The 16,067-nt window shown below is 50.6% G+C and carries 14 protein-coding genes and 1 tRNA gene; 5 read left to right on the top strand and 10 right to left on the bottom strand.

Features of this window, described 5'->3' with window-relative positions; translation table 11 throughout:
• Positions 1 to 296 precede the first annotated feature (296 nt).
• From ACFOLF_RS31205 to ACFOLF_RS31195, 3 genes are read left to right on the top strand one after another with little or no spacing between them, the layout of a single operon-like run.
• Positions 297 to 1,211: a permease gene (locus tag ACFOLF_RS31205; RefSeq protein WP_210039543.1), complete on the top strand. Its 915-nt coding sequence runs from the start codon at positions 297 to 299 to the stop codon at positions 1,209 to 1,211.
• Positions 1,208 to 2,095: a TIGR03943 family putative permease subunit gene (locus tag ACFOLF_RS31200; RefSeq protein ID WP_210039544.1), complete on the top strand. Its 888-nt coding sequence runs from the start codon at positions 1,208 to 1,210 to the stop codon at positions 2,093 to 2,095. Before ACFOLF_RS31205 ends, ACFOLF_RS31200 begins: the two co-directional genes overlap by 4 nt.
• A gap of 39 nt (positions 2,096 to 2,134) precedes the next feature.
• A complete protein-coding gene (locus tag ACFOLF_RS31195) occupies positions 2,135 to 4,033 on the top strand; it encodes an LTA synthase family protein (protein ID WP_379113065.1) in 1,899 nt (632 codons plus the stop codon).
• Positions 4,034 to 4,226: 193 nt separating this feature from the next.
• Here the strand turns inward: ACFOLF_RS31195 and ACFOLF_RS31190 are convergent, their stop codons facing one another.
• The 9 genes from ACFOLF_RS31190 to ACFOLF_RS31150 form a co-directional block, all read right to left on the bottom strand.
• On the bottom strand, positions 4,227 to 4,832 hold the full coding sequence (locus ACFOLF_RS31190) for a pentapeptide repeat-containing protein (protein ID WP_210039545.1): 606 nt from the start codon (positions 4,830 to 4,832) through the stop codon (positions 4,227 to 4,229).
• A gap of 22 nt (positions 4,833 to 4,854) precedes the next feature.
• Positions 4,855 to 5,493, bottom strand: coding sequence for a pentapeptide repeat-containing protein (locus tag ACFOLF_RS31185; protein ID WP_210039546.1), 639 nt, complete (start codon positions 5,491 to 5,493; stop codon positions 4,855 to 4,857).
• A gap of 62 nt (positions 5,494 to 5,555) precedes the next feature.
• A complete protein-coding gene (locus tag ACFOLF_RS31180; RefSeq protein ID WP_210039547.1) occupies positions 5,556 to 5,975 on the bottom strand; it encodes a MarR family winged helix-turn-helix transcriptional regulator in 420 nt (139 codons plus the stop codon).
• Between the two features lie 180 nt (positions 5,976 to 6,155).
• Positions 6,156 to 6,881, bottom strand: a complete 726-nt coding sequence (locus tag ACFOLF_RS31175) for an N-acetylmuramoyl-L-alanine amidase family protein (RefSeq protein WP_379113062.1) — start codon at positions 6,879 to 6,881, stop codon at positions 6,156 to 6,158.
• 500 nt (positions 6,882 to 7,381) lie between these two features.
• On the bottom strand, positions 7,382 to 8,530 hold the full coding sequence (locus ACFOLF_RS31170; RefSeq protein WP_210039548.1) for a serine hydrolase domain-containing protein: 1,149 nt from the start codon (positions 8,528 to 8,530) through the stop codon (positions 7,382 to 7,384).
• Between the two features lie 172 nt (positions 8,531 to 8,702).
• Entirely contained in the window at positions 8,703 to 9,140 is a 438-nt protein-coding gene (locus tag ACFOLF_RS31165) for an RrF2 family transcriptional regulator (RefSeq protein WP_210039549.1), read from the bottom strand.
• A gap of 243 nt (positions 9,141 to 9,383) precedes the next feature.
• Complete coding sequence (locus ACFOLF_RS31160) at positions 9,384 to 9,752, bottom strand: DoxX family protein (protein ID WP_210039550.1); 369 nt, start codon at positions 9,750 to 9,752, stop codon at positions 9,384 to 9,386.
• A gap of 306 nt (positions 9,753 to 10,058) precedes the next feature.
• A tRNA-Leu gene (locus tag ACFOLF_RS31155) sits at positions 10,059 to 10,145 on the bottom strand.
• Between the two features lie 81 nt (positions 10,146 to 10,226).
• Complete coding sequence (locus tag ACFOLF_RS31150) at positions 10,227 to 11,183, bottom strand: glycosyltransferase family 4 protein (protein WP_210039551.1); 957 nt, start codon at positions 11,181 to 11,183, stop codon at positions 10,227 to 10,229.
• 171 nt (positions 11,184 to 11,354) lie between these two features.
• Between ACFOLF_RS31150 and ACFOLF_RS31145 the strand changes: the two genes are divergently transcribed.
• Positions 11,355 to 11,753, top strand: coding sequence for a response regulator (locus tag ACFOLF_RS31145; RefSeq protein ID WP_210039552.1), 399 nt, complete (start codon positions 11,355 to 11,357; stop codon positions 11,751 to 11,753).
• A 133-nt stretch (positions 11,754 to 11,886) separates the two neighbouring features.
• On the opposite strand, the gene ACFOLF_RS31140 is transcribed toward ACFOLF_RS31145, so the two are convergent.
• The gene (locus ACFOLF_RS31140; RefSeq protein ID WP_210039553.1) at positions 11,887 to 15,225 is read right to left on the bottom strand and encodes a tetratricopeptide repeat protein; all 3,339 of its coding nucleotides are present in this window, start codon (positions 15,223 to 15,225) and stop codon (positions 11,887 to 11,889) included.
• Between the two features lie 171 nt (positions 15,226 to 15,396).
• On the opposite strand from ACFOLF_RS31140, the gene ACFOLF_RS31135 reads away from it, so the two are divergent.
• Positions 15,397 to 16,062, top strand: coding sequence for a GntR family transcriptional regulator (locus ACFOLF_RS31135; protein ID WP_210039554.1), 666 nt, complete (start codon positions 15,397 to 15,399; stop codon positions 16,060 to 16,062).
• Positions 16,063 to 16,067 lie beyond the last annotated feature (5 nt).

Raw genomic sequence — 16,067 nt, 5'->3', positions numbered from 1 at the left:
ACCCCCCGTCAATTTACTTAGGTCATGTAATATTTAAACAATGAAAACTTTAGATAACTTAAGTAATATTAAATCCGAAGCCCAATAAAGTCAACCGGGAATTAAAAAAAAATTTTCAGATGGCCTTTATTTGCTTTAGCTGACGCTTTGCCTGCTTTTACTCTCATTTCTTGCAATTCTTTTATCCCTATGTTTAAATTACTAACAGTTATTTTTACTATTATATTGAGATAAAGAGACGAGCTTTTGCAGACTCAACAAATATTGTAAGAAACGAAGCCTGGCGGGAGGTACTTGTGAAAACATTTCTGCAGCTGAACACCATATTCCTCAGCATGATTATGGAAGCCATACCGTTCGTGCTGGTGGGAGTCATCGTCTCCGGACTTATTCAGAGCTTTCTGACGGAAAAATGGATCGCCCGCATCATGCCGCGGAACCGTTTCTTCTCCACGCTGCTTGGCTGCGGCATCGGGATTTTTTTCCCGGCCTGCGAATGTGGAATCGTGCCGATTACAAGGCGCCTCCTGGGCAAGGGCGTGCCGCTTAATGCCGGCATCGCTTTTATGCTGACCGGGCCGATTATTAACCCCATTGTGCTGTTCGCCACCTATATCGCATTCGGCAACGACTGGCGGATGGCCGCGATTCGCGCAGGTGCAGCGATTGTGGTCGCTTTCACGGTTTCGATCGCCATTTCGTTCCTGTTTCGCGAGCTGCCGTTCCGCGGCGGCGTTCCGGCAAGCTCACTCGTGGCTGCCGCGATCGAGCAGCCTGCTGCAGCCCCCGCCCGGCCGCCGCTGCATCTGAAGCTGCTCGACGTGATGCAGCATGCGGTCGAGGAATTCTTCTCGGTCGGCAAGTTCCTCGTGCTGGGCGCTTTTATCGCGGCCTCCATGCAGACTTTTATTCCGACCTCGTCTCTTATTCATCTTGGCAGCAATCCGGTTACATCGATTCTTGTCATGATTGTGCTCGCGTTCGTCATGTCGTTGTGCTCCGAGGCGGATGCCTTCATCGCATCCTCGTTCCGCAGTACATTCTCGATCGGATCTATTTCGGCGTTCCTCGTCTTCGGACCTATGATCGATATTAAAAATACGATGATGCTGCTGGGCGTATTTAATGGGAGATTCGTCGCAGCGCTGATCGGTCTTGTGACGGTCAGCACGCTGCTGACCTCCCTCTTGGTCGGGAGGTTGTTCGGATGACGCGGCTGTATGTTTTGGCAGGCTTCGCCCTGATGTTTCTGCAGCTTCACCTGAATGGGAGCCTGAACAAATATATCAATATGAAATATGCCTACCTGTCGGTCAGCGCGATCGTTCTGCTCGCGGTCTTGTTTATCTTCGAGTTCTTGCGGTTAAACCGGCAGGAGCGGGCGGAAAAACGCGCGAAAGCCCATGAGAACAGCCATACCAGCCATGAAGGACATTCCCATTCACATCATGACGATCACGGCCATTCTCACGGCGAATCCTCCAGGCTGAAGCGTACGCTCGGCTATATCGTGCTGATCTTCCCGATTTTGACCGGTCTTTTGCTTCCGGTTCAGACACTTGATTCAAGCTTCGTAAAGGCCAAAGGCTTCTCATTCCCGAGTCTCAATGTTTCGGCGGAAAATCCGGGTTATCATCAGTTTCTAAAGCCGGATACGAGTGTGTTCTATGGTAAAGCGGGCTACGAGAAGGTTTCGCAGGCGGAGTTGTCCAATTTCGCCAATCAACGTAAAATTATCCTGACCGATCAAAATTTTTTGACCGGTTTGGAGGCAATCTATAATTATCCGATAAGCTTTTCGGGAAAATCGATCGGTTTTGACGGGTTCGTGTATAAAGACGAGCAGGTGGACGACAACCATTATTTCGTGTTCCGCTTCGGCTTCATCCATTGTGTTGCGGATTCCGGCGTCTTCGGCATGCTTGTCGAGTTTCCGAAGGGAACCGTTTTGAAGGACGATGAATGGGTTCATGTATCCGGCACGCTGACATCGGAGCTGTACCAGCCTTTCAAGCAGACCGTTCCGGTGCTCAGGACCTTGTCCTGGAACGATATAGCGGCGCCATCCGATCCTTATGTTTATCGTACTTTTTAACGCCTATAATAAGCTTTGCCAAAGAGGAGAGGATTGGTTTTGGTTAATCGTTTTCGATGGGGCGTCCTTCTGCAAAAGCCCTTTATTTTCTTTTCCATCCTGATGATTTTGAAAATGCTGCTTGTCTGGAGCGTCGTATTCAAAGAAACCGGCGGCAGCTTCGGCATGACGCTGCTGACCGGCATTCCGTCGATCTGGTTTATATTTTGCCTGATCGAGAGCTTCGCTTACCGGAAGAAGCTGGGTACCTATTTGGCTGTCGATCTCGTCCTGACCATCGTTTATTTTGCGGTGATCATGTATTACAAATATTTTGGCGTCATTGTCACCTACCACGAGCTTCGCCAGGTAAATCAGGTATCGGAGGTCAACAGCAGCGTCATCTCCCTGATGGACCCTTATTATCTGTTTATCTTCACGGATATTATAGTCCTGTTCATCCTGATGCTGACCAACCGGCGTTTTCGCGTCTGGGGACGGGGATTGTCCGTACGGGAGAGCCGCAGCTGGTTTGCAGCCGGCCAGGTGCTCGCGCTTGCCGCATGCGTATTGTCCGTCCTTCCTTACCATGGCGGCATGAATGAGTTCCAGCAGGCTCAGAGCATGGGGATCATCAACTATGAAGCCTATGCGGCCTTTGCCCCCTCCAAGGACCTGAAGATCGAACCACAGTCGGTGACCCCCGCTATGGTTGCGCAGGTGAAGGGCGCCGCGGAGCCGGAGCAGCCGGCATACTGGAATTCCGCCAAAGGGAAAAATGTGATTATCGTTCAGCTGGAGGCTTTCCAGAACTTTCTGGTCGATCTGAAGATAGACGGAAAGGAAATTACGCCCAACATGAACGCTCTCGTCCACGACCATTTTTATTTCCCGCATTTTTTCCAGCAGGTCGGTCAGGGCAATACGGCCGATGCCGAATTTGTGGTCAACACCTCTCTCTATGTTCCGCCGAACGGCGCAGCCTCTGAGATCTATGCGGACCGGGCGCTGCCAAGCATGCCCAAGCTGCTTGGAGCAAACGGCTATCAAACGGCTACGTTCCATACAAACAGCGTCATATTCTGGAACCGGGATCAGCTGTACAAGGCGCTTGGCTGGGGCAAGTATTATGACGACAAGTTTTTCGGCAAAAGCGATCTGGTCTCGTTCGGCGCCTCCGACGAAGTGCTTTATGCCAAAACTGCCGAAGAGCTGGCTCGCTTCCAGGAGAGCGGCAAGCCCTTTTACGCCCAAATCATCTCGATGTCCGGTCACCATCCATTCCGCATCCCGGCCGCCAAATTCAAGATGGAGCTGCCGAAGCGTTACAAGGGAACTCTCGTCGGCGATTATATCCAGTCGCAAAATTATGCAGACTACGCACTCGGTCAATTTATTGACGAGCTGAAGAAGAACGGCGTCTGGGACAACAGCGTTATCGTGCTCTACGGCGACCACCAGGGGCTGCCGATCTATTCCCTCAACAATAAGGAAAAAAAGCTGATGAAGGAAATCTACAGCCGCGACTACAGTCTTCCGGATATGATGAACATTCCGCTCGTCATCTCCGTGCCCAATGAACAGCCGCAGGTCTTCCAGCAGGTCGGAGGACAGTCGGATATCTATCCTACAGTGGCGAATCTGATCGGCGTCCCGCTTAAGGATCAGGTGATTTTTGGCCGGGATATACTGAACCAGACCGCAAATGTGCTTCCAGAGCGTTATTACCTACCCTCAGGCTCCTTCATTACAGCCAAAGGCGCATTTGTCCCGGGCTCCGGTTACGCGGACGGCATCACTTACCCGCTGGAAGGCGGCAAGGTCGCCAAGCCGCTGGATGCCAAGAGCGAATACGACAAGGCCCACAGGCTCATCAGCATGTCCGATGAGTTCGTCTCTTCTCTGCCTGCTGTCAGCGGGAGCGGGGACAAGACGGCTCCAGGTCAGGAAAGCAAATAAGCTGGAGATAACAAAAAGTTTCACGCCGCCAAACAGGAAGAAGCTCACTTTGCCTTCCTCGGCGGCAGAGTAAGTTTCTTCCCTCGCAGCGTGTGTTGGGGAATTCTAGTTCAAAAAAGCAGCCGGCTCCTGATTGAGGAGCCCGCTGCTTTTTTGATCCGCATGCATTTTACGCAAAGCTATCTGAGAAGCCTCAATCAACCTTGGCGCCAAACGAGCGCAAGAAACCAACGGCCTGCGCGGTGTCCATCCTGGCCCCCTTCACATCCAGCGACTTCCAGTTGACCCCATCCATGATGGCGCCGCGCAAATCGGTCCCGTTCAGCTTCGTTTGCGCCAAATTCGCCCGGGTCAGGTCGCTGTTCCGCAAATCCGCCTTCTCCAGATTGGCGCCGAAGAGATCAGCCTCAAGAAAGCGGATTTCCCGCAGATCCTGTTTATTCAGCTTCGTATATCTCAGATTCGTATAAGACCAATCGCCCCGGAGCAGCGTAATGCCATCCATTTGAGCCTTTGAAAAGTCCGAGCCCGTCATTTTGCAATTGTTGAATTTGGAAACAAACAAATTGGCATCGACAAAATTGCAATTCAAAAAAGCCGATTCCGTATGGATCGAAGCATTCAGCATCGCACCGTGAAAATTGCATTCAATAAACCGGCAGCCGGTGCTCGTCATTTCCTCCATGGAAGCATTCGTGAATGTGCAGCGTTCAAATATGCAGCGCAGCAGCTCGCCGTCCCGCAGATCGCGATCGCTGAAATCCACTGCTTCGTAGTGTTGATCCGTATATTGATACATTTTCTGCCCCCATCATCATTGGCTATTTAATGACCAGGCCCAGAAGGCCCGCGAATGTCGAAGCCTGCCCCGCCGAAATGATGCAGCCCCTCAAGTCATCGATTTCCACCATCAATTCATCGAAATCGCAGTCGCTCAGATCGATCCCCTTGAGCTTGACCCCCGACAGGATTGCCTGATCGATTTTGCAGCGGATGAAGCCGGTTTTGTTCAGAGAAGACTGATAATAGTCGGCGCTGACCAAAGAGCAATCCTCAAAATCAACCTGCTTGAAATTCGCGAACCGGAACAAGGCGTAATCACTCAGGCAGCTAAGAAAGGAAACATGCTGCAGCCTGCTCTTTGTAAAGTCCGTGCCCATCAATTTGCAGTTTCTGAACTCTGTCCTGTGCAGGAAAATCCCGGCGAAATCGACATTCGACAGATCGCACTTCTCAAAAATAACGTCCGTCAGTTCAGCATCAGGCAATGACGACTCTGCAATGGTCACATTCCTGAACACTATTTTTTCAAATGAAACCCGGGCCGCTTCCTGGCTATGTATGGTGATATCTTCAATGCATCCGTGACTGAATTCATCTTTGGTCATCAGCGCATGCATCCGGCCGGAGATATCTGGCAGGTCTGACGGGATTTTGGGCTGCTCCAGCTTGCTCTTCATACTGTGCATACACCTCCGCAGTTAAAATAGTTGATTCATCAGCCGCTTGTTCATAACCTGGATTAGTGCACATTCTCCCGAATCTTGGCAAGCAGTCTGCGCAGCTCTTGCATCTCATGATCTGCTATTCCTTTGACCGCAAGACCCGGAATATGGTCCACAATAGGGAATATGTCCTCAGCAAGCCGCAACCCTGTCTCCGTTAAAGAGACGATAAAATACCGGCGGTCATTCTCCCGGACCATCCTGCGGATAATCCGCTTTTGTTCCAGACTTATGATCATCCTCGTTATACTTGATTTATCCTTGTTTAACCTGCCGGCAATCTCATTCTGGGAAAGCTTGTCCCTTTCCTGCAGAAGGATCAGGATCAACGCCTGCTCGGGCGTAATCCCGTAAGGAGCCAGATCTTTCTTGATACGAAAGGCAATTTCCAAATTGACATCATGAATCAATTTCACAACATTATCAGGCAGAACCATCTTAGCTGATCTCCTCCTGACCATCAAGAAGCCCATTAGTTGATATGTTAACTATTATAAGGCAGCAATGCAGCACTTACAAGAAGAAACAGCTAGCTCCGCTCTCCCGCGGCAACCTGTACATACTGTAACTTATAAGAAAAAGACCCCCGGCTGCCATAAGCCGGAAGGTCGACTGCATCACGGAGCCTGTCCGCCAAAATAGTCCTCGAGTCCGTCTATAATCCCTTGGGCGATATGGGCTTGTCCGTCATGATCCAGCAGCAAAGCTTCATCGCTTGCGTTGGACAAGTAGCCGACTTCAGTCAGGATGGCCGGAACCTCGTTAAGCCGGAGAACCTTCAGATCATTATAGCGCACGCCCCGGTCCTTAAAGCCGTTGGCCGCGAGAATATGCTCATGGATGACATCAGCAAGCTGTATGCTGCTATCGGAATAATAATAGGTTTCCGTTCCGCTGACTTCCGGGTCATCATAGGTGTTCCCATGAATCGATATAAAGGCATCCGCCTCCAAGTCATTCGAAAATTTCGCCCTGTCATCCAATGAGACGAATGTATCGTCGCTGCGGGTCAGATAAGGATCAAACATCGGGTCCTGCTTCAGCTGATCATACACCTCCTGTGCAAGGGCAAGCGTATAGGCTTTCTCCTCTAATCCGCTGATTGTGGGAGCTCCAGGATCATGCCCGCCATGGCCTGGATCAATGACAATTTTATACTTCCCCGTTTGCTTGTCGTCAACTGAAGATGTGGCGGACGGTGATTCGGGACCTGCGAGCATCCCTACGACCTTGGATGAATTATGATTGATTTCATAGATTGCAAATGTGCAGAACAGCAGGAATAATATGAAGATAGTAACGATTCTGCGTCCTGTGCGAGCCGGCCTCATCGGTTTTTGCATGGCAGCCACCTCATTCATGCAAATAGAGCGAAGCTCTATGATGGATCAGATTTGCTATTGCTGCCACGCCGGGGTCGGACACTATCATGAATCCTGTCAGAAATAATCCTGTTTTTATCATGCTGTCTTCCTCTCCTTGTTCCTTGTCTCTTCGCTATCACCTGCTCTCTTAGTTATAAAAGATGGATATAGACAAATCTTCTGAAAATTGTAAACAAAGTGTATCGACTTGTATCCATTTAAAATCGTATAAGCAAACATATTTCTTGATCTGGAAGAAAAGCGGTCAGCCTGACATGCGCATCAGCTCGCCCGGAACCGTATAGAACGCTCTGAACCATCCGGGAAAAATAAAAAACCAGTCCTATCACGGATTGAACGTGATAGACTGGTTTTTGGATTTTGCTGTTCTATTACCATATAGTATCTATTGCGTGGAGTGTTAAAGTCACATACAAACAGCACTTGTCAAAGTGCCGCACTGTCGGCTATATTTCCTGCTACAGCGCTCCGTATATAACGGCCCGCAGCCTTGGATGAAAATAAGGCTCGCGGCTTGGCAGCATTTGCTGCATATAAACGACGGACAATTCCTCGTGCGGATCAATCAGCGTCCATGAGCCAGCCAGACCTGCCCAGCCGAACTCACCGATCGTGCCGTTGTTTCCGCCCGCCGCCGGATCCATCAACACGCGGACTCCAAGGCCGTAACCGTATCCGTTCATATGCGCCCAGCTGAAATCCTTGAGCTGCTGCTGACTCAAATGGTTGGTCCGCATCAGCTGAATCGTCTTCGGACTGAGAAGCCGCACGCCATCCAATTCGCCGCCCCTCGCCAGAGCCTGCGCAAACCGGCTGTAGTCGCCGGTTGTCGACAGAAGGCCGCCCCCGCCGCTTTCGTATCTGCATCCTGGCTGAAAAGGGGTATCCATCCTGTCGTTGACCGTCAGCTTGCCGTCTTCTGCACTGTCGTACATCACGCATAACCGGTCCCGCTTGTCATCTGAGATTCTGAACGAGGTATCGTTCATCCCGAGCGGTCCGAAAATTTCCTGCTTCAGAAACTCTTCGAAGGTTTGGCCGGACAGCACCTCGATCAAAGCGGCCAGGACGTCATGGCTTGTGCCGTATTTCCAATGCGTGCCGGGATCAAAAGCAAGAGGGATGGCCGCAAGCTGCTTGGACAGCTCCCGCATATTCATCGTGGCGGCGGCGTTCTCCATCATAACGCGGGTCTGCCGTTCGGTTTCCGTCCCGATCCCGCCATATGTAAGACCGGACGACATGGTGAACAGATCCTTGACGCGAATCGGGTTCGCCGCGGGAGATACCGTCATATCGCCAAATTCGTTGTAGCGGTACACCATCGGATTTTTGAACTCGGGCAGATACTCCTCAAGCGGATCGTTCAACAGATAGTGTCCTCTCTCGTAAAGCATGAGCGCCGCGGTGCAGGTAATCACTTTGGTCATCGAATAAATTCGGTAAATGGTATCCGTGCTGATTTCCTTCTTCTTCTCCAGATCCGCATAACCGAAGCTGTCCTGGTATAATACTTCCCCGCGGCGGACAACGGTTAAGGCGCAGCCGGCCGGTCCTTTTTCCACAAAGCTCTTAAGGATCGGAGTCAATCGTTGTATCCGGTTCATTAATGCATCCCCTTTCTGAAAACGTTTACCATCATAGTAGCACACGGTTTTGGCAGGTGTAAATTAAGACGGGGCCTCCTTCCCAAAAAAAATATTTGGGTCCTCGTGAATGAGTGGCCCCAAACGTGCTTCTTGTTGATCTTGCCGGACTTATTATTTGGTGCGATATACCCTAAACGTTGAAGAAGTCGACCTTGGACATGACATGATCAATGGTGAATTGATGTAGATACTCAATGGTGTTCTGTTCCGCATTGTGGAGAATTTTTTCCAGCTCCAGATCCAGAAACTCCCCGGCCTCCCCGCAATCCGCTTCTTGTGCGGGCTCTTTTCCTCCCGTGTTGACTGCATCATATATATCTCCGAGCGTAAGCGCGGCAGTATCTTTTTTGAGAATATATCCTCCCTCACGACCACCCTTGGATTCCACGATTCCGGCGCTGGCCAAGGCTTGAAGAACTCTTCGCAGGAAAGTGGCATGGGAATCCACCTGGCTGGCAATCATGGCACTTGATAAAATGCCCCTGCTTTGGGCTAGCCAGACAACGGCATGAATGGCGATTTTGAAATGCGGCGGCCCGAAATCGATTCGTTTATTCGCTGTGCTCATTACCGCTCACTCCCTTCTTCATTACAGCATGTCAGAGTTTCAATATGTGTGTAATATAGGCACATTATATGTTTTTTACCCGTCTGTGGCAAATTCTATTCAACCTGTTTCCTCTGGTGCATCTATTAGAAAAAGAGAGCCAGTCGTGATTGGCTCTCTTTGATTTGATTTCTATAGTATCGCCTGTACACATCTGCCTGTTGAAGCTGACGACTGATAATTTGGATACCAGAACAGCCGTCATTAACCCGGGAAATTCGCCAGCTCCGAGCTTTGCAGCAGAGTAAGCGCAACGGATAGAATCAGCAGCACAATTACGGGCAATAACGCGGTTACCGGATCCTTGACCCGAATATGGGCGGCGGCAGCGCCCAGCATGATAAATCCAAGCCAGATGCCTGCCCACGCCGACCAGCTCGGCTCCCAGAAGCCGATGACCAGCGCGATCACCGCTATATACTGGGTCAGACCGGTAAAGACCCGAAACCATTGCGGCAGCTTCAAATGCGCAAAACTATCCACCTGCATTTTGGTGCCAAAAACCTTCATTGAACCCGCCATCAGAAACATCAGACCTAATAGGATTTCAATAATCATGACTAAAACGTCCACATCGATCTCTCCCCGCATGTTCTTTTTTTAACACAATGTTCATGACCATGGCTGTAATCATAAAGCGCAATACATCAATACTCATCTCCCCTTGCCAGCCTTCAGCAATCCTCAGATTTAATTGCAACTGATGTAGGCACATTATAGAACGAAAGCGTAATGAATGCAATACTGAATTAAACTATGAGATAGTCTCCAAATGTATGCCTTTCATGGAGAGGAGCAAAACGCCAAGAGCAGTAACCGGACGAAGCCGCTTCTGAACAAACAAAAAAACCCTTCCTGAGAAGAGTTAGTTTAAAGGTATGGTGCGGTCGAGAGGACTCGAACCTCCACGGCATTGCTACCACTGGAACCTGAATCCAGCGCGTCTGCCAATTCCGCCACGACCGCATATTAGCGAGAAAATCATTTTCGCTCAATATTCAATACTATACCGTTTATCTATGAGAATGTCAACATTATTTTCCTTAATTATTGAATCAGCAACAATATGATGGAGAATAAACCGGTGCAAATATTGATTAAATACAGGAAGGATACCACCTGAACCGGTTTCATGCCTGTTTTTAACAATACATAATGCGCTTGGGAAGCGTCTGCCTTATAGAAGGGAACGCCTTTCATCATCCTCCAGATCACAACACGGACATTGTCCAGGATCGGAACGCTGAGCGCAAGAATCGGAATGAACAAGGACAGGACTGTCGCCTGCTTGAAGGCTCCGTCTAGCGCAATAACGGCAAGGATGAAGCCAAGAAAAGTAGCCCCTGCATCGCCCATGAACACTTTTGCCGGCGGCCGGTTGTATCTCAGATAACCCAGGGATGCGCCCACAAGAATCGTAGCCATCATCGCCGACTCGCCCTGTCCCATTACAAGCGCGACCACCAGAAGCGTTGTTCCCGATATAGCGGATAATCCGCTGGCCAAGCCGTCAATCCCATCTGTAAAGTTAATTACCGTTGTTACGCCAAAAATCCATAAGACGGTGAAGAGGAACTGGAACAACTCGGGAAGTACGTAATAGCTTCCCGTGAAGGGATTCTCAAAGCCGCTGAATACAATCCCCGAGCTGTAGACCAGAATGGCAGCACCCATCTGAACCACAAATTTTGGCAGCGAGGCAAATTCCTTGCCATGCGTCTTGTACCAGTCGTCGACAAGGCCGATGACCAGAATGATCAGGCCGCCTCCGAGAATAGCCCCGGTCTTGATCCAATTATCGTGAACAAATATCAGATATAAAATGACAAAGGCAGCATAAATCGCAATGCCTGCGGTCAGCGGAATCGGTTCCCGGTGAATTTTGCGTTCGTTGTTGGTTTGGGGCTTGTCCACAAATCCGATCCTGAGCGCCAGCTTGCGAAGCGGCGGTATAAGCGCGATAACAATAGCAATAGCAAACACAAAAGCGATAATATAATTCATATCATTCTCCTTATCGATCATGATAACCTATCTGAAATTATAATCATCCCCCCGCTTAAATGCAATCCTTACACAGGAGCTTGCGCTGTTCACGCTTTTTAGCCAGCGGTCCGTTCAGTTTTTGTTCAGACTGCCCTGATATGATCGGCTTAAGACAAGGAGGCGATGACCATGAATGGAATCAAAGTAATGGTAGTCGACGATACCGCATTTATGCGCATGATGATGCGCGGCCTTCTGGAGAGTCTGGGTCTTGAGGTTGTAGCGGAAGCCGGCAACGGCATTGAAGCTGTTAATCTCTATAAAAGAGTAAGACCCCAGCTTGTGACCATGGATATTACGATGCCCGAAATGGACGGAGTCAGCGCCCTCAAAAATATCAAGCAGGTCGATCCGGCAGCTAAAATTATTATGTGCTCTGCGATGGGACAGCGGGAAATGGTCCTTGAGGCCATTCGAAGCGGCGCATGCGATTTTGTCGTCAAACCGGTGCAAAAGGAACGATTGGCCGAGGCGATATCCAATCATTTCCAGACCTTCGCAAATTCAGCCGGGGGTGGCCATATTTAGTGAATCTCCAGTGAAAAAGCGGCTGAACAGATTATTTTCTGCTCAACCGCTTTTTATGTTCCTCTCCAGCCCATTTTGAATCTTATGGTGAAGATATGGCTTTCTTGCCTTTCTCCCCTGCCATTATTCTCGTTTACTCCGCGGTTTGCAAATGAATGATTGCCCCCTGATGATTGGGTTCAAGGCGGAGCACTTCCTCTAATTGAGCCTGCGATTCAGCCAGGCGGCCAAGCCCCAGATGACCGAGGCCGATCATATAGCGGCAGTGGATTTCATTGCGTCTGTTCAGATCATCATCGAACACCAGAAAATCGGGAAGCGAAACAGCAAAATAATCGAGCTTAACCTTGTCAAACAAATGGGTTTCCCCATAATCAATCAGTTTATTGAAGCGGGAAGCCGCTTCCTTATCCCCTTGCAGCCTGGACCAGGCAAGCCCCTGGTAGAAAATCGTATCCGGCGGCTGATCATTATAGAACATCGCTCCCGCAGGCTCATCAATACCCTGCGAGGCAAGGCGGAATGCCTTCTTTGCTTCTTCATTGCGTCCATCCGCTTCCAGCGCACATCCCAGGTAATAGTAAATATTGTTCTCCTGTGCGCCGGCCAGCTTCCCCTCGCCCAGATTATCCGGATACACGAGCGCGCGCAGCAGCACTTTCTCCGCTTCCTTGTATGCCTGTTCAGCAAGAAGCTTCTTGCCCAGCTCCACATGCGCCAGCACATACTGACCGGTAACCTTGCCTTCCCCTCCTTCCCATGGATGGAATTTGCGGGAATTCAACAGACCGATCGCTTCCTCATGCCTGAGTACCGTGTTATGCAGAGTGACATACTCTACAAATAAATCATCGCGCATTCTCACCTGATCCGGATGGCTGCTCAAATGTTCAAGACGCTGCTGCGCGCTGATGCCGAGCTTTTTGTACAGCTGGTCGAGCTCGTACAGCACCCGCGCGTCGCTCTGGTCTGCGGCATAAGCGAGCTCCAGACAGGTCCGGGCTTTCCCGGGATCGTTCTGTTTGTTGAAATAGGCCAGCGCCAGATTGCGGTGGGACGTTGGAAACGAAGAATCCAGCTCTGTTGAGGCTTCCCAATGCCGGATGGCCTCTTGATGCCTTTTCTTATCATATAATAAGTTGCCCAGATAATAATGAGCCCGTGCATCGCCAGGGTTTTGCCCCAAAGCATATTCCAGCACCTGCATATCGAGCAGGCTGTTAGGGAAACAGTATGCTGAAGTGGCTGCCTGCCCCGCCCGTAACTGTTTCGCGGAATCGTCCTGTCTTCCAAGCTTCCCATATAAATACCCCAATGTGTAATGCAGCATTGGATATACATCCCCGGCTTGATCCGGCAGGGCTCCATGCAATACGTCAGCGGCTTCCTCGTACAGCCCGCATCCCGCATAGTCAGCGGCCAGCTGCAAATAATTATGCGCATCGCCGCGCAGCAAATACCTGAAATTGTCCAGGGCGGCAGCCGCTTCTTCATGCAGGCCCCTTGCATCGAGGTTTAAATATTTTTCATAATTTGCGCCGAAGTCTGCAACATCGAGGTTCAATGTTTCCACTGCCGCGCTTACAGCCGCTTCATACCTGCCAAGCTTCCGCAGCAGCGCTGCTTTCAGATGGCGCGCCTTATAATTCCGCGTATTGCGGATAAGCGAGCGTTCTGTCAGCTCCAGCGCTTCCTCATAGGACTGTCTGGCGCTGGCGATTTGAGCGAGCGTAAAATATCCGCTGTCCTGCCACGCGGCGGACCATACCGATTTGTACAGCGCTTCGAAGGCTTCTTCGTGACGTTCCTGCAGCTTGAGCGAAACGCCCAGCTGGTAATAGGCCTCGCTGTCGTACGGATTGGTATTGCGCGCTGTCAAGGTCTTGATTGCTCGCCGGAAATGCGTCTCAGCCTCTGTAAACAGGCCTCTGCGCAGCAGAAGCGTGCCATAGGCAACATTGATGCGGATATCGCCGGCACTGCGCTTCAATCCTTCCAGATAATACTCCTCCGGCTCGAATGTCGCATGGCGGTACTGCTCCAGATGAAGACCGGCCAGCAGCAGCTCTTCTACCGTAAGCAGCTCCTGCGGTGCAGGCATCGGCTGTGCGGCCTCAGGCATTTTCTCGATTGCCGGTTTTTTGGGCTGATAGCCGACCAGCGTACGTCCTGCCGCATCGCGTACAGTAAGCATGAGGTCGTGGGCCTGATCGTCTTCATGAAGCTGCATCGTCTGCGTGAACGATTCAAGCGGCGACAGGCTCACGCTCTGCAGCAGATAACGGCTGCGGGCGCTGGACAGTTCTACCGTGGCATTTTCGAACCGGGACGTCGCATAGACCTGGATCCGGATGCTGCGGTCCGCGGAATCCACCTCCAGGTTGACTGCGGCATCCCTGGAAGCATTTTTCACGACGCCAATCTGCTTGTAAGGCATGAAATATTGGGTGAAGGATTTCTCCTCATAAGGCTGAAGCCAGGTGAAGTCGGGCTGGTTATCGGTGTAGACTCCCGTCATAAGCTCAATGTAAGGACCATCCTCGTCTGTCAGATTGCGGTCCCACGCCTGGCCGAATTCCCCATTGCCCCATGTCCACTGTTTTTTGCCCGGTGAAATATGATGGTTGGCGACATGCAGCAGACCCGCCTGAACCGCGTGATCGTAACCGCCGACAAAATTATAGTCGGAGTGATATGCCATGTACGAGGTGGGAACCGGAATGTTGGCATACCGGGAAATATCGACGCCTGCGGAATAATCCATTTTGTAATAGGTTCCAGTCGCTATAGGAAAACGGGATACATCGCGCTTGCCATGATCGAATACGGCATGGACGTCCGGTGGGAATACCGATTGGGTGTGGTCATTGACCGCTACCGCCGGATTGGCCCACCACAGGAATGTTTGCGGCTCCGGTGTGCGATTGTACAGCTGCGCATTGATCTCCAGATAGGCCGCTCCCGCATGGAGCGTGAATCCGGCAGTCATCTTGGTGCCGTACATCCGGTCGATCTCGCTGACCCATACCGTTGCGCTGCCGTCCTCATTTTCGCCAAACGTACATTCCACCGCTCCGTACGTATTGGGCCGGTGATGCTGCGGCCAGTTAAATTCAATCCCGCCCGAAATCCACGGCCCCGCCAAGCCGACCAAGGCAGGCTTGATGACCCGGTTATAATAAACAAAATCATAGTTATTCGTCTTATCTACTGCACGGTAGATTCGTCCGCCGATTTCCGGCATGATTTCAATCCGCAGAAACTCATTCTCCAGAATAACCATCCGGTAAGCCTGCAGCTCCTTGTCATCGTTTATTTTATCAATTACCGGATGGGGATAGACCTTCCCCGAACTGCCCTGATAAACCCGTTTCTCCAGAAACATCGGGTTTTTATCCGGCTTGCCGACCCCGTAAGTGGGGATTTCGACTATTTCCTCACGGACTGTTGCCTGTGGAATCTTCTTGTCCATTGCCTCGTGCCCCTTTCCTGATATGCTTTAACTTTACAAGGGAGCAAGGGAGAGAACAATTGACCATTGACGGTTTATGATGGACAATATTCGGCTCCATCCCGATTTTACTTGCAATCGATATATGTATGCGATATATTGCATATAACATTATGAACAAGGATGATGCAAATGCCCATACCTGCGAATTTTCCCTCTCCCATTCGAATGTCCGCCAAAGAAAGAGCCTTCTCGCAAATCCAGCGATGGATCATTGACGGGACCCTTGGACCGGGCGAGAAATTAATCGACGCCGAGCTGGCAGAATCTCTGGCTGTCAGCAGAACGCCGATCAGGGAAGCTTTTCAGCTGCTGGAAGTCCAGGGACTGGTTTCCATGCATCCCGGCAAAGAAACCAGGGTTACCCGTATCGAGAAGGACGATATTCTCAAAATGTATCCGACTCTTGCCGCGCTGCATGCGCTCGCTGCCGAATATTCGTCAAGACTCCTATTGCCGCAGCAGATTGAGCTGCTGAAGGATCTGAACGGACAGTTCGCCCATGCCATCGGGATCGGCCAGCCATACCAGGCGATGGAGCTTGACGAACAATTCCATAATCTGATCGTTGAGGCTTCGGACAACGCCTTTATCGCTTCCTTCAGCGCATCGCTCCAGATTCACATCAGAAGGTTCAAATATGTCTTTTTGAAGCAGCCGGTCGCCGCGACTTTAACCTCGGTGGAAGAGCATGCCTCCATCATTGCGGCCTTGGAGAAGCAGGACCCGGACAAGGCTTCCGCAATGATGAAACAAAACCTGATCAGACCGATGCATGAACTGTATGCGTTAATCTGACGATG

This window comes from Paenibacillus sepulcri, from assembly GCF_042647105.1.
Taxonomy (GTDB): Bacteria; Bacillota; Bacilli; order Paenibacillales; family Paenibacillaceae; genus Paenibacillus_Z; species Paenibacillus_Z sepulcri.
This window is presented reverse-complemented; position numbering and strand designations above follow the sequence as displayed.

Bases quoted from the DNA above. Each gene is read 5' to 3' on its own strand.
- ACFOLF_RS31140 (WP_210039553.1), bottom strand. From the start codon at position 15,225: ATGGACAAGAAGATTCCACAGGCAACAGTCCGTGAGGAAATAGTCGAA.
- ACFOLF_RS31165 (WP_210039549.1), bottom strand. From the start codon at position 9,140: ATGAGCACAGCGAATAAACGAATCGATTTCGGGCCGCCGCATTTCAAA.
- ACFOLF_RS31135 (WP_210039554.1), top strand. From the start codon at position 15,397: ATGCCCATACCTGCGAATTTTCCCTCTCCCATTCGAATGTCCGCCAAA.
- ACFOLF_RS31190 (WP_210039545.1), bottom strand. From the start codon at position 4,832: ATGTATCAATATACGGATCAACACTACGAAGCAGTGGATTTCAGCGAT.
- ACFOLF_RS31180 (WP_210039547.1), bottom strand. From the start codon at position 5,975: ATGGTTCTGCCTGATAATGTTGTGAAATTGATTCATGATGTCAATTTG.
- ACFOLF_RS31145 (WP_210039552.1), top strand. From the start codon at position 11,355: ATGAATGGAATCAAAGTAATGGTAGTCGACGATACCGCATTTATGCGC.
- ACFOLF_RS31170 (WP_210039548.1), bottom strand. From the start codon at position 8,530: ATGAACCGGATACAACGATTGACTCCGATCCTTAAGAGCTTTGTGGAA.
- ACFOLF_RS31150 (WP_210039551.1), bottom strand. From the start codon at position 11,183: ATGAATTATATTATCGCTTTTGTGTTTGCTATTGCTATTGTTATCGCG.
- ACFOLF_RS31200 (WP_210039544.1), top strand. From the start codon at position 1,208: ATGACGCGGCTGTATGTTTTGGCAGGCTTCGCCCTGATGTTTCTGCAG.
- ACFOLF_RS31185 (WP_210039546.1), bottom strand. From the start codon at position 5,493: ATGAAGAGCAAGCTGGAGCAGCCCAAAATCCCGTCAGACCTGCCAGAT.
- ACFOLF_RS31175 (WP_379113062.1), bottom strand. From the start codon at position 6,881: ATGCAAAAACCGATGAGGCCGGCTCGCACAGGACGCAGAATCGTTACT.